At 62.7% G+C, this 14392-nt stretch carries 5 protein-coding genes; 4 read left to right on the top strand and 1 reads right to left on the bottom strand.

Annotated elements, in window-relative coordinates; translation table 11 throughout:
- Positions 1-155: 155 nt before the first annotated feature.
- Both MZV50_RS13195 and MZV50_RS13190 read left to right on the top strand, forming a co-directional pair.
- Positions 156-1295 (top strand): DUF3800 domain-containing protein, encoded by a 1140-nt coding sequence (locus tag MZV50_RS13195; RefSeq protein ID WP_252635112.1) that lies wholly within the window; start codon positions 156-158, stop codon positions 1293-1295.
- Positions 1296-1547: 252 nt separating this feature from the next.
- Positions 1548-2963, top strand: a complete 1416-nt coding sequence (locus MZV50_RS13190; RefSeq protein WP_252635111.1) for a hypothetical protein — start codon at positions 1548-1550, stop codon at positions 2961-2963.
- Positions 2964-3315: 352 nt separating this feature from the next.
- Here MZV50_RS13190 and MZV50_RS13185 read toward each other — a convergent pair whose 3' ends face one another.
- Positions 3316-7236 (bottom strand): ATP-binding protein, encoded by a 3921-nt coding sequence (locus MZV50_RS13185; protein ID WP_252635110.1) that lies wholly within the window; start codon positions 7234-7236, stop codon positions 3316-3318.
- 278 nt (positions 7237-7514) lie between these two features.
- On the opposite strand from MZV50_RS13185, the gene MZV50_RS13180 reads away from it, so the two are divergent.
- Positions 7515-13610, top strand: coding sequence for a DUF3320 domain-containing protein (locus MZV50_RS13180; RefSeq protein ID WP_252635109.1), 6096 nt, complete (start codon positions 7515-7517; stop codon positions 13608-13610).
- An 18-nt stretch (positions 13611-13628) separates the two neighbouring features.
- Positions 13629-14240 carry a BRCT domain-containing protein gene (locus MZV50_RS13175; RefSeq protein WP_252635108.1) on the top strand — a complete coding sequence of 204 codons (612 nt, stop codon included), beginning with the start codon at positions 13629-13631 and terminating at the stop codon, positions 14238-14240.
- The last annotated feature ends 152 nt before the right edge of the window (positions 14241-14392 follow it).

The following is a 14392-nucleotide window of genomic DNA, read 5'->3' as shown; positions in this document are numbered from 1 at the left end:
CAAGAGGGGGCCGACTAACGTCCGTTTTTCGGACAGCTCGGGATGGACGAACCTGACTCATCACCGACCTTGGGAAGGTTCGGTTGTTGTCCTAAGGTTGCCAACCGCGCTGATTACACCGGCTCAGCGTTCACCAAGCCAAACGGGGGCGCGGTGTGTCCAAATTCGTCGAAGAGCAGGTCGAGCCACAGGCACCTGCCTTGGTGCGCCGGCTCTACCTGGATGAGAGCGGCCACGGAGGCGACGTGGCCGGAGGAGGTGGCTTTGCCCAGCAGCGGTTGTTCACCCTGGCTTGCGTCGGCGTCGGCGAACCCCGGCTGCTTGTCTCCGAGCTCGAGAGACTCCGCGCTGAGTTCAAGATCCCGCCTGGCGAGTTAAAGTCCAAAACTCTGAAGACACGGCTGACGCCCATCGCTCTGGCGTTGATCGCGTTCTTCCGTGCTCAGGGTTGGCCGATTTTCATCGAGGCTGTCGATAAGCGCTATTTCCTGGCGATCCACATAGTTCAGCACATGCTATGCGGCGACCTCAACGGCGGCTATGTCGATCAGGTCAGCCGCAACGCGATGGCCGAACTACTTGCCGACTGGGACGCAGCGCCGGCCTTCACTGCCTATATGGGTGCCTGTCGCGAGCCGTCGATCGAGAAGATACGCATCGCCCTACAGACGCTGTGGGACTGGCTGGAGACGCGTGATGAAGAGATCGCCCGCACCACCCAGATCCTGACAATGTTCGCGCGCGACCGGGCAGGGCGCGCAGATGCCGATCCGCTCGGCTTCCTGCCCTTGGCCGATATCGGGCCGGGGGGAAGGCCAGTCTGGATTTTGCCCAATCTGCAGTGCCTCACCAATATCTACGCCCGCATCAACCTCTGGGCGGGGCGGCAGGTGAAGGATTTGCAGCTCATCCATCATGCCCAGCTCCAGTATGAGAGCGTGCTGCGTGACGGGAAGACGTTGATGGAAGCGCTTGGCGGGCAGGGCGCTGAGATCTGGACGCCCTTCGCCGATTACGGGTTGGAAGAAAGCGCCAGTCTTCGGTTCGCCAGCTCGGACGAGGAGCCGTGCATCCAGGCCGCCGATATCGTGGCCGGCGCCGTCATGCGCTGTATGCGCCGCAGCCTTGAGGACCCTGCCTCTCTCTTCCAGTACGACAAGGCCCTGCTTGAGGCCCTGGTGGACCTGGGCAATCCGTTTACGGCCAACGGAGTCAACTTCGTAATGACGACCCGCGACCTGGATAGAACCGGCGTGCCGACAGCGGCTCCGCATCTGGATTCTGGTTGGCGCTAGCCGCTGATCCATGATGCCAAGGCCAAGCGCGAAGGCGTGACGCGCCTTGCGGTGGCGCAGTTCGATCCAGACAAGGGGCGGCTTAGGCCCTCGATTCTGGAAGCTCCTGGCGGCCTCCTGATCTCCGACGGTCCTGAGCTGCGCGGCGAACAGCGCGAGGACTTCGAGACCTCGCGCCGTCAAACTCCACCATGGCGTTGGTCCAGCTCCCCGTGCCACGGTGGCGAGAAACGAGTCCTTCGACACCCATAGATGCTGGTTGCCGTCCAAGTTCCGATCGTCGATCTGCGGCCGTTCGTGGCCGAGACCGCGCGTTTGCCTTCGCCGGGCTGGCCCGCGCCCGAGGCCGATCGTGAGTTCCTGCGCGCCTTCGGCGCGGTGCGAAATCGCCCCTCCGGCGGCCTGAACGGCTGGCTTGGCGAGGCTTTGATTTGCGAGGTGGATCGAGGGCTGCGGTTCGTCGGCGTTCTGCCACAGGCCCTTCTGGCCGGACGCGACGGCTGGTCTCTGCGGGTGGTCTATCGCCGCTTCTATGCTGACGGCCTGGCGATGGGTAAATTCGAAGTCGGGTTCGATGTTCGCCCCACCGGCCCTCAGAAACGCTCGCCAGATCTGGCCGACCTGGTGGCTGCGATCCTCAACCTAAATGTTGCCATAGGGCGGGGGGCTAACCGGGCCCTAGGCGCGGCCGGCGCCGATCTAGCGCGCGCCTATGCTCGCGCGACCACGCCCCACGGGCAGCATCTCGACCAGGCAGAACGGTTCGTGCTCGCCGGCAAGCCTTGCGTCGTGATCGAGCATTCGGGCCGGCCGCTTCTCATCCCGGCGAAAGCACGAACTTCTCAGGCTGTCGCTTGGGGCCAGCCGGACGTGGTGTTCTGGCATCAGCGCCAGTTCGGCGTCGATGTTCCTGTCTGGCTGCTGGCGCGGTTCGCGACGCTGGAACGCGACAAGTCCCGGCGCCTGCGGCTCTATCTCAACCGCCTTCACGCCGATACCGAAGCGCTTGCCAAGATCCTTAAGGCTCTGTCGATCGGGGCGGTCGCGCCGGCACCGCGCTCGATTGAATCAGACCGCCTGCAACGGATGTTGATGGACGCCGCCAAGCACCAGCGCCAGCTCGGGCAGAGGGTAGGGGAGCACCTTGAGGCCTTCCATCATGAAGCGCTCTGGCACCGCGACCATGCCTTGCCCGGCTACTACGACGGGCTTCTGAAGCGCGTGGAGTTGCTCGACCCCAGGCCGGCTGTGCGCGCGGTGCTGGAACAATATATCGTCGATCGTCAAAGCCAGGACGCCCGATCAACCCTCTTTGTGCTGGGAGACCATGTCGTGAACGTCGTGAACAACGGAACTGCGGGCATCGTGGGTGGAACGGTGGACGTCAAGGATTCCACCGTGATCGGTGCCCAGACGACCATGGGGTCGACCTCAGCCGACGCCATCACACAGTTGCAGGAACTCGCCAAGGTTCTGAAGGCGCAGGCCAAAGAGCCCGACGAGGAGGTGGCGGCGACTGCGGTCGACAACGCGGCCCAAAAGCTGGCTGCGGGCGACGAGGCCGGGGCGTTGGCCTGGCTGAAGCGGTCGGGGGCCTGGGCGCTGAAGATCGCCGAAAGTGTCAGCGCCAAGCTCGCGGCCGAGATGATCATCCGCGCTTCGACCTGAAGCAGGCGATCTCCATCCCACGAAGAGATGGAGACATGCCAAGCAGCGGAGTTTCCACTCGGTGTGGACCCGAGCTGTGACTTCGCGTGAGCTATTCCAGCAGACCGATGCACCGCTTCGAGGAGGCGTTCGCTTCTGGGCTTGGAATCCCAGGAAATCGCCATTCCACGGCGCAACTTCTGCTGTATCCGCGGTTAGCAATCTGCCAGTGGCAGGTCACACCGCAGGGCTTGAGGTCGGCACATTGTGTCAACCTTCCGCTTCAGGCTGCCTTTTCGGGATCCGGTGTCGCGAAGGCTCAATGAGGTTACGCTCCGCGACGACGGAGAGCAAGGCTGCGCGGGCGTTCGGACTATCCGTGATAGAGGACGCCGATCACCGCGCGCGCGTGACGAACGCGCATCTCCGGCGGTTCTGACTCCCCGACAGAGAGGACGAGAGAAGCCCCTAGACCGCCTAGGCTCTCGAATTGTCGTAGGTGGCTCAAGGATCCGCCAAGCGTGGGTCCGACACGTTTGAAGAGACACGTGCCGTCTTCCAGGTTGAGGGCAACCGGTTGGCCCTCGTGGAAGCCTAGGTCGGACAAGCCAATAGCCGGACCTCCGAGTGCGATCTGGCGCGGGAGGGCGAGTGGAATTGCGCTGTCCTCACGCACCCGATAGGCGCTGGTCAGACGTCGGAGCACCGGAGCATCTTCGATTTGAACGGCCTCACCGCTCACTCGCACGGGGGCCGGATGACTAGGATCGAATAGGATTCCCACTACTTCATGCAACGCCAGTTCTGCTTCCGGCAGCATGAGGGTCGGCGCGCTTCTTCTTGGATCAGGCGTCTCTGCAGCCAATGCCACCCAGCCAGAGCGGCTTGATCGCAGGAGGCGTCGCGCATAGACCGATTGACCGCGCCTTGCGACCACGAGATTTCGGTCAGAGACGCTGGATGGAACGGTCTGGACAATGGCGATGCAACCACTAGGTCCGGCAAAGCCGAAGTTATCCGCTCGAAGGTAGTAAAAGGATTTGCCTTCGAACCACGCGTCAGTGAGCTCGGTCTCGGAATTGGCCTGGGACTCCCCGTGCGGGGCCCCGGCCGTAAACGCCGCCAGGTCTGGATGGACCTGAAATCGGAAGCTCGGCCGGGTGCCGACTGATATGTCCGGCAGACCGTTCTGCGCAGGGACGTGTGCTCCGCCGCGGCGCCATATCCGGCTTGCCTGATGCGCCTCTTCTACCATTTTGCGCATCTGGCGTAGCGCAGCGGCTAAGGGGGCAACATCGCCGGGGCGAATGTCTTCTTTCCGATGGTGGGCCTTATTGAGCAGCTGGATCGTCGGCGATGTATCTCGAAAGTTCGCCTCGTTGGCGATCGTGACCAAGGCCGGAGTTCGAAATAGGTCGTTGGGCGGGGTTGAGACAAGTCCGCGAATTCGATTCAAATGGTCGGCCAGCGTGGGCTTGTGGGTCGTGGCGACCCAAGCTGGATAGGCTGCATCATCGAAGAAGTCGGCCAAGCGGCACTCGATGAACACGCGCGTTTCAGAGGCAAGCGCTTGCGCTTTCTCCGTATCATCCGGATCGCCGTCGTAAGCTTCCTGGACGCGATTGAGTTGGAGCACTGCGGGCGGCGTTTCAATCGTAGGGCGCAATTTGCTGACCGGGAGCACGGCAACGTGCTTGAATTCTGGTAGCGCGCGAGCATTTGCTGCAATGTGGCTCGCAAACCGCGCCTCGTACGTCGACATAAAGATTTGGCCGCCGATCTCGACGAGATGAGGAAGCGCATCTGCTAGACGTTGGCGATTTTCGCCATCTAGAAGCTCTTGAGGGTCATCCAGCACGAGGAGCTTGAGGCCGCCGCGCTCAAGGAGGACGTGTTCCCAAAAGGCGAGAAAGAAGCCCACCAGAGTCGCCCGCAGCGCGGAGGCGTTTGCCACGTGCTGGGCACCTGCGGCCACGCCCCTAGCACCAACAAGGAAATCCAATTGTCCCGCGCTGTTCATCTGCGCGTAAAGGAGGTCCTGCCTGGTCGAAGGAAAGGCTCCTTCATAGATCCGTCTCCGCCAAGCGCTAGCCTGGCCTTGCAGTGCTCGTCGAAGCTGTTCGACCTGCGTTTCGGCCAATCCGCCGAGCGCGATCACCTTTTCAAGCGCCGCGCCGGCTACGACGTACTCGTTGAGCTTGCGTTCGGCGATGCGACGGCGGTTCAAATCTTCGCTCAATCTATCGCATAGGGACAGCGCGTTCGTTATGGGCTCAGCACCCTCCACGACAGACTGCAGAACCATCAGGCGCGCCACCAACGTGGTCGCGGCGATGTCGTCGTCGCCCGGGCGACCAAGTACGACGGCTCGAAAGTCCTCGACCAACTGGTCTGCGTTCTTACGCCAACCGATAAGGTGAATCGCTCGGCCCAGTCGCCTGAGTGCCGTTTCGAGATGTTCTGTACCTGCACGGGTAGGCAGATCGAAATCAGGGTGATCGACCAAGCGTGGCCACGCGACAAGGCACCGATTGGCCTCCTCAAGGAGACGCCCCTTCAGTGCTCCTAATGCGCCTTCGAAAGGCTCTGTCTTGAACAACTGCTCAATGCCGGCAACGAAGATTTCGCTAGGCTGGCTAAGGCGATCGCTCGATAACTCGCCCTGCAGTGCGAGCGGCAGGTCGCGCGCCAATTCGGCTAGCGTCGCCTGAGACCAACGTCCGAGGGTCTGGGACAACAGAGCGGACTGAGCGCCACGGGCATCATCTAGATGGGCCATGACGCTGCCGCCAGTGACAGTATCGATCTTGCCCTCAAGATCTTCCCCGCACACAGTGCACATGTCGTTTGCGCGCGCCGCGTCGGGATTCTCCTGCTCCCAAGCCGCCACCCGGGCATAGAGTTGCTGTCGAGCCGCTGTCTGTGGCGCGGCAGCTAGCGCGGACAAGATGTCGGCGTCGGCTATAACCTGTGCGACGCGTCTTTGGACGTCGCCGACTTGGGTCTCGTCGAGATCGGCCAGGCCACGCAGCCGCGTCAGCGCTTCAGTTGCGCCGAAACGTTTGGCCTCCATGAGCGCAGGTCCAAGATTTGTAACCAGATCATCGAATGCAGTCGGATCACTCGGGTCGAACGACTCCCCAAGTTCACTTCTTGCGCCCTCTAGGGCCGACGTCCTAATCGCTTCAAAGTGAACCTTAAGCGCCGCCAACTTCGCTTCGGCTTCGTCTTCGGTCGGCTGTGGTATTTCCGGAGCCCCGGTTAGTACCGCGCGGTTGGAGATCAACGTGCGCAAATCGTCGCTCGCACGGCTGAACGCGAGATCAGCGTTCTCGATGTCGCGTTCTCGATCTCGCTTGAAGTCGCCTCGAACTTTATTCTGAAGCACGCGACGTGCGTGACCGGCTAGCGAGACCAATGGTGCCAAGCCAGTGAGTTCCGTGACCGCTTTGCCCAACTCGTTTGTCGCGCCGATCTGAATGAACTGCAGCATCCCAGGCATGGTCGTCGCTAGGCGGACGCTGATGGGGTCGAGGCCGAGAGGTGTGAGATTGGGCGCGATTTCCTCGATTTTACCCCGATTGGAACGCGTTTGTGTTCGTCTGATTGGCGGAAGGAGTGCGCCCTGATCATCGACGAAGGTCAACTCCACCCAAGTGTCCGCTGGAAGGCTGCCATCGGGGCGAAACGTCTGCGGGTCGGGGAGGGGGGTGACGGAGCTAAGTTTATGGCTGGTGGGGGGATCACCCTCGCCGACAGCATCGACTTGGCATTCGAACTCCTCGCTGCCGGACTCAGGCGGCCTTTGAGGTCGAAGCAACTGGCCAGTGAGGCACCAGATCACGGCATTCAGCAGGGACGTCTTGCCCGAGCCGTTCCACCCTTCAAACACGGTAACGCTCGGGCTTGGCTCGAACACAAAGTTTGGCGGTGCCGCAGACGCAGTGCCAAAAACATGCAGCCCAGCGAAGCGATGGGCTTCGAGTTTGTGCAGGGCCAGTCGCCGCCGACTACCGGCTGCTGGGTTTACCGTTTGAGCAACTACTGGAGGCGTCGCCATCGCAGCCGCAACGATTGCTTCGGCGTCGGCGCCGGACACGTTGCTTCCCCATTTAGCGCGGTTTTGGCGGTACCAGTTGAGGACCGAGCGAGACGCCTCGCCATCTAGCGCGAAGGGTGTGTTTTGAGGGCCAACGCCAATTGAGCGTCCGGAAACGAGCTCATCGCACACAGTTTCGACAGTTTGCAGGTGCAGCGGTGGAACCGATGTGGCGTCGTCCATACTCACATCCATAGAGACACAAGTCTGCGACCGAGTTCGTCGCTCAACTCTGGTACACTAAATGAAAGTACGTCTCTGGGAAGTAGAGGCGGTTAGTGATGTGCACTGGTCCACGCATTAACGTGGCACTGGCTTCAAGGGTCAGACTGCTTCAGGCCATGAGCGCTGAAACCTGATCGAATTAGCCGCTCAAGAGCGAGCGGCGTCTAGGCTTGGCCATGCTCAATTTGCGGTTAACCCTCTAGACGATGCACCTCGCCTCCGTAGAGTGAAACACAACGGGGGCGGACATGACTGATGTTGCTGCAACTGTCGCGGGCGAGCGGCAATCGGTGTTCGAAAGCGATCTTCCGCTGGATGCGAAGCTAGAGCGCGCCAGGACGGAGCTGCTGGATCTCTCGGCACGCAACCGGCTTCTGAACATCCCGCGTTCGGCAAAGAGCGCCAAGACGCTCGAAGTAATCGATGAGCGCGCGTCCGAGGTTTTTCGGCTGCTGGTAAAGGACGGCAAGGCCTTCACCTTCTTGCCTGGCAAGGGTGCTGCTGCAGATCAGGACGATGATGAAATCGAGATCGCGGAACTGGCGCAGCCTGAGGACGACGGGGTCGATGCACGCGGCGTCGCCAACCGTCATGCGGACACACGGCTCCAAACCCGGCTGACTCCCGCGGGCCTGCAGAAGAAGCTGCTGGACCTCTATTACGACGCCAGAACCTTGGAGGAGGAGCAGGGCGTCAACATCCTCTTCCTCGCGCTAGGTACTCTGAAGTGGGTTGATCCGAACAATGCGACCGCCGTCCGATATGCGCCGCTCATTCTGGTTCCGGTCGAGCTAGAGCGCGGCAATGCGGCCGAGAAATTCAAGCTGCGAGCGCGGCTGGAGGACTTCGCCGCGAACCTGTCTCTGGAAGCCTATTTGGAGCGTGTCCACGGCCTGAAGTTGCCGACGTTCGAGGCGAGCGACGACTTCGACCCGTCCGCCTACGCTGCGGCGGTCGCCGATGCCATCTCCTCGAAGGAAGGTTGGTACGTCGACCCGGACGATATCGTTCTGGGCTTCTTCTCTTTCGCCAAGTTCCTGATGTATCGCGACTTAGACCCGGCGACCTGGCCGGCGGGCGCGAAGCTGGCCGATCACGCGCTGATCCGTCCTCTGGTCTCTGAGGGCTTCCCCGAAGGTGAAGCCCTCTTGTCCGAAGACGAGCCGATCGACGCCCATATCTCGCCGTCGGAGATGATCCATATCGTCGACAGCGACAGTTCTCAGACTTTGGCGGTGGAAGAAGTGCGTCGCGGTCGCGACCTAGTGATCCAGGGGCCGCCGGGAACTGGCAAGTCCCAGACCATCGCCAATGTCATCGCCTCAGCGATCGCCGATGGAAAGACGGTCCTGTTCGTCGCGGAAAAGATGGCCGCGCTGGAGGTGGTCAAGCGCCGCTTGGACTCCACGGGCGTCGGCGATGCTTGCCTCGAACTGCACAGCAACAAGGCCAACAAGCGCGCCGTCCTCGAAGAACTTCGTCGGACCTGGGAACTGGGCGCGCCGAAGGCAGAAAATCTGGATGCGCTGAATGCGCGCTTGGCGGACGCTCGGGATCAACTGAACACACACGTGGAGCGGCTGCATACGCCGCTCGGCGAGGCCCAACTGACGCCTTATGAGGTGATCGGCCATCTCGTTCGCCTGCGACAGGCGGGGGTCAAGCCAGGCTACCTGCGCCTCGACGGCGTGGAAGCCTGGACCAAGGCGGCGTTCGAGGAGCGTTCACGGCTGCTGGGGGAATTGGCCGAACGCGTTCTCGACATAGGCGCCCCAGGCGAACATCTGTGGCGTGGCGTCGAATTGGACAGGGCGATGCCGACGGACATCGCCCGGCTCGAAGAGCGGCTGGCGGCGCTTTGCCTGCGCCTGATTGCCATGCGTGAAGAGCATGTCGCCATCGCAAGCCTGCTTGAGGCAGACGAGCCGGAGACGCTCACCGAACTTGAGCCCCTAGCGGTCCTAGCGCGTCGTCTCGCCGAAGCGCCATCGCTCGACGCCGAGGCCTTGGCGGCAGAGATCTGGAACACGCCGAACGTGGTGCGCGATCTGCTCGCCACCGGAGTCGAGCATACGGCGCTGACAAATCAGCTGGCTCCGATCTTTTCGAGCGAGGCATGGTCAGTCGATCTGGAGCCGCATCGAACAGTACTCGCACCGCTCGACCCGGCAATGCCGAACGAAGCTTTCGAGCGGGCCGCCGTGATCGTCACCCGTGTCCCGGCTCTGCTCGAGCATGGACACCGGCTTGCTAAGGCGCTGGGACGTCAGGCGCCACCGACGAACATCAGGGGATTGGCGAACCTGGCCCAGATCGGCGAGCGGGTGGGCGCGGCACCGGATGCGGATCCCACTGCTTTCGCCCAGGATCTCTGGAATAGCGGCGTTGAGCGAGCGGCGGACCTCGCGAGCGCGGTTCAAGCCCTGGAAGAAGCGCGTCGTGAGATCGGTACCGCCGTCAGCGACGCTGGCTGGTCGGCCGATTTAGCGGCGGCGCGTGGCGTGCTTGCGGCTCATGGGTCGTCGTTCCTCAGGCTGTTCAGCGGCGAGTGGCGGGCAGCAGATCGGCTGGTCCGGTCGTTCCTGACCGACCCCAAGACACCATTGGCGCGGCAGTTGGCGCTTCTGGACACTCTGGCGCGTGGGCAGGCGGCCCTGAAGCTCATCCGGGACGACGCCGAGTTCGGCCGTAGCGCCTTTGGCGGCGACTGGCGCGGAGAGCGCTCGGCGGGAGCACCGCTGACGGCGCTGGTGGAGTGGATGCGTAGCCTACGCGGTCTCGGCGCGGAGCCCCGTCTCATCGTCAGCGCCAGCCCGGACCGCCGACGCATCGCCGATCTGACCGTGGTGCTGGCGCGAGACCTGGATACGCTCCGGACCGAGATCAACCGGTTCTGGGACGAGGCTGGGAGCGGTCGTCGCGAGCTGTTCGGCTCTGCGGAGGAGCCGGCGCTGGCCGACCTTGCCGCCTTGGCTCAGGCTTGCGAAGTCGTCGTCGGCGCGCATCGGGCCTTGCTGGCGCTGCGCCTTCAGAATGAGCCCTCGCTGGCTAACCGCCTGCGTGATCTGGATGACCTGTCGAAAGGCCAGGACCGCCGCGCGGCTTTGGTCTCTGCTGACGCGCAGGGGCGCGCGGCGTTCGGGTCCCGATGGCATGCAGAGGCGTCGGACTGGAGCGAGCTATCGCAGGCGGCGTCTTGGCTGGAGACCAACGGAGACATCCGTGCGCTGGCGTCGCGGATCGCCGACCGGACGGAACTGGCGAGCCGTTGCGAGGCGAGCTTGGCGGCGCGGGATGTCTGGACAGCTGACGTCGGTACCCTGCTGGGCGATCTTAAGGCTGGCGCTGAGGCGGCTGTCGTGGCTGGACAGCTGTTGACGATGCCGGTTGCTATCTTAGACGCCCATCTAGCGGCTTGGCGAGACGGCGGCGAACGGCTGACCTCATGGGTGAGCTATCGCGCGCGCGCCAAACAGGCCGCCGCGCTCGGTTTGAACGACATCGTCGAGCGCCTGCACGATGGCCGGCTAGCGCCCGTCGCTGTGCATGACGATTTCGAACAGGCCTTCTTCGAAGCGGTGCTGGAGCAGCAGGTCGAGGCCGATCCTGAACTGGCGGTGTTCGATGGGGAGGTTCAAGGCCGCCGCGTCCGCGAGTTCGTCGATCTGGATAAACAGCGCATTCGCCTGGCGGCGATGCAGGTGGCGCTGGCGCATCATCGCAAAATCCCGCCGTTGGTTGGCGGCGCCGTTGGCCCTTTGGGCGTCCTGAAGGGTGAAATGGCGCGTAAACGGGGGCACATGCCTATCCGCCAGCTGATGCAGAAGGCCGCCCCCGCAGTTCAGGCGTTGAAGCCGGTCTTCATGATGAGCCCGCTTTCCGTGGCGCAATTCCTTCCGCCGGGCGAATTGACTTTCGACCTACTGGTTATGGACGAGGCCAGCCAAATCCAGCCGGTGGACGCCCTGGGCGCCATTGCGCGCTGTCGGCAGGTGGTGGTGGTCGGCGATCCGCAGCAGCTGCCGCCGACGGCCTTCTTCTCGAAGATGACAGGGCAGGCCGACGGAGACGACGACGAAGGCGCCGCCAAGGTGGCCGACATCGAGAGCATCCTAGGGCTGTTCACGGCGCGTGGCCTGCCGATGCGTATGCTGCGCTGGCACTATCGCAGCCGCCATGAGTCGCTGATCGCGATCTCGAACCGCCAGTTCTATGAAAACAAGCTGGTGATCATCCCCAGTCCGTTCACGGCGCAATCGGGCCTGGGTCTGCGTTTCCACCATATCAAGGACGGGGTATTTGAGACCGGTGCCTCGCGAACCAATCCCGTGGAAGCCAAGGCCGTCGCCCAGGCTATTGTCCATCACGCTCGCACCACGCCGGAACTTTCCCTGGGGGTGGTCGCCTTCTCGGCGGCGCAACGTAAGGCGATCATGGAGCAGTTGGAGCTCCTGCGTCGACAGCTGACGCCCGCCGACGAGGCCTTCTTCGGGCTGCATCCGACCGAGCCGTTCTTCATCAAGAACCTGGAAAACGTCCAGGGGGACGAACGCGACGTCATCCTGATCTCGATCGGCTATGGACCCGCGGCGCTCGGTGCCAAGCCGCCGATGCGCTTCGGACCTGTCGGGCAAGATGGCGGGGAGCGTCGCCTGAACGTGTTGATTAGCCGGGCCAAGCGGCGGTGCGAGGTCTTCGCCTCCCTGACCGACGAGGATATCGACCCTGACTTCGCTTCGACGCGCAAAGGCGTGTTTGCGCTGAAACTGTTCATGCACTTCGCGCGGACGGGCCGGATGTCCCTGGCGGAGTCGATTGGCCGTGACCGGCATCCCGTCTTCGAGGCCCAGGTGGCCCAAGCTTTGCACAGTCGTGGCTATCAGGTTCACCAGGACGTAGGCGTGTCGGGCCTGTTCATTGATATCGCCGTCGCCTCGCCGGATCATCCGGACCGATATCTTCTGGCCATCGAGTGCGACGGACCATCATACAAGGGTGCCCGTTCGGCGCGTGACCGCGATCGTTTGCGTCGTAGCGTTCTGGAGAGCCAAGGCTGGATCGTGCACCGCATCTGGAGCGGCGACTGGTTCAAGCGCCCGCAGGAACAACTCGAGCGGACCATCGCCGCGATTGAAGCCGCCAAGGTCGAGTTGGCTCGGGATGGCGCGGCTGCGACGCATCTTGCGCCCTACGAGATCACTTCCGTGGAGCGTGAGAACGTCACGGAAATGGGGCTTGCAAGCGTCGCCGAAGAGGCGGCTCTTTCGCAGCCCTATGTCGAGACGGTCGTGACGCGCCCGGCCCATGTCGTCGGCGACATCCATGAGACGCCGACGGGAGTCCTGTCACAACTGGCGGAAGCCGTCGTTCAAGGCGAAGGGCCGATCCACTTCGATGAAATCGTCGTGCGCATGCGTACCGCCTGGGGTGCCGGCAGGGCGGGCGGTCGAATTCGCGATGCGATACGCCGCGCCGTCGAAATCTCGGCCCGCATGGGCCGGATCGTTGCGGAGGGGGAGTTCTTCTCGACTCCGGGCGCCGATATCCTTGTGCGCGACCGTGGCGAAGCGGCCTCGCCGACCTTGCGTCGACCCGACATGCTGCCGCCCGCCGAGATCGAAGCGGCGTTGGTTGATGTGGTGTCCAGAAACTTCGGCGCTACCGAGGATCAAGCCATTCAGGCCGTCTCGCGAGCCTTCGGTTTCAAGGCGACCAGCACGCAGCTGCGTGACGTGCTCAGCGTCGTGGTAGAGCGCGCGCTCGAGAAGGGCGTTCTCGCGCGGCGGGATACGTTGATCGAGGTCGGTCCCAATGCGCCCCAGCCGAAGCGGGAGCCTGAAAGGCCCGCGCTGGAAATGCTGATCGCGGAAGGCGAAGGCGAACGGCTGGAGTTCAAGGAAACACTGCGCTGGGATCTACGCCAGGGCCTTGTGAATAAGAAGCTGGAGGACAGCGCCATGAAGGCGATCGCCGCCTTCAGCAATCATAGAGGCGGCGTTCTACTGATCGGGGTTCGGGATGACGGGACCGTTCGAGGGATCGGCCAAGATGTGGCCTGCTTCGGCGGTGTCCGCGACCGGTTCGAACTGCACCTGACCAACCTAATCAAGGAGCGCTTTTCAGAGAGCTTCAGAGCGGGGTGCGTCTCCGTCAGCTATCCGATGCTGGGCGGCGAGGTGATCTGCCGGATCGATGTCAAACGGTCCCGGACGCCGGTCTACCTCGCGCTATCGGAGGGGAATGGCCCGGCGACCAAACGCTTGGTTGTACGCGCCGGCGCCTCGTCGCCGGAGATTCCGTTGGACCAGGTTGCGGCCTACGTGCGGGATCATTTCGCACAATAGAACGTGGAAGAGAGGGGGATGACGATGGACGATGAACTTCTCAACCGCCTGGGCGGTGATCGGATCGCCTCGCGTCAGATCGACGAACTGATCGGTCTCGCGCGTGGCATGGCGGCAGACGGCGATATCAACCAAGCTGAAGCCGAGTTTCTCCAGAAGTGGCTCGCAGCCAACGTCGCGATCAGTCAGCAGCCGCTCATCCGGACGCTTTATGAGCGTATCAACGAAGCCCTGGCGGACGGCGTCTTGGACGATGAGGAAAGGGCGTCGTTGCTGGAGACGCTGGGCAGCTTCTCAAATCGTGACTTCGAGCTGGGAGAGGTTTTGAAGCCATCGACGCTTCCCCTGTGCGATCCGCCTCCCACGCTGTCCTTTACGGGCAAAACCTATTGTTTCACAGGGACCTTCATCTACGGCCAGCGCAAGGCTTGCGAACGCGCCGTCGTCGAGCGTGGTGGTGTGAGTGGCGGGCTTAGCCGAAAGACCGACGTGCTCGTGATCGGCGCCTACGCTACCGATTCCTGGAAACATTCTACATTCGGCAACAAGATCTTGCAGGCCAGTGAATGGCGTGAAGAGGGAAGGCCCATCTCAATCGTTTCCGAAGAGCATTGGACCCGGCACCTATGAAGTAAGGTTGCGGCCTCGCGTTGCCGACCAACGCCTGAACGTCGTGTTCCTGGAGCCGCGCCAATGGTCGCAATTGGCGCTGCCCGGTCAGAAATTAATCTGGATCGACGGGGCAGGGGCAAGATTGACTGCAAATGCCAGGCGGGACCTAG

It is taken from the genome of Caulobacter segnis, assembly GCF_023935105.1.
GTDB classification, from domain to species: domain Bacteria; phylum Pseudomonadota; class Alphaproteobacteria; order Caulobacterales; family Caulobacteraceae; genus Caulobacter; species Caulobacter segnis_B.
The sequence above is the reverse complement of the archived record's forward strand: the minus strand, read 5'-3'. Positions and strand labels throughout refer to the sequence as shown.

Coding starts and splice junctions, on each gene's coding strand:
- MZV50_RS13190 (WP_252635111.1), top strand. CDS start 1,548: ATGCTGGTTGCCGTCCAAGTTCCGATCGTCGATCTGCGGCCGTTCGTG.
- MZV50_RS13185 (WP_252635110.1), bottom strand. CDS start 7,236: ATGGATGTGAGTATGGACGACGCCACATCGGTTCCACCGCTGCACCTG.
- MZV50_RS13180 (WP_252635109.1), top strand. CDS start 7,515: ATGACTGATGTTGCTGCAACTGTCGCGGGCGAGCGGCAATCGGTGTTC.
- MZV50_RS13175 (WP_252635108.1), top strand. CDS start 13,629: ATGACGATGGACGATGAACTTCTCAACCGCCTGGGCGGTGATCGGATC.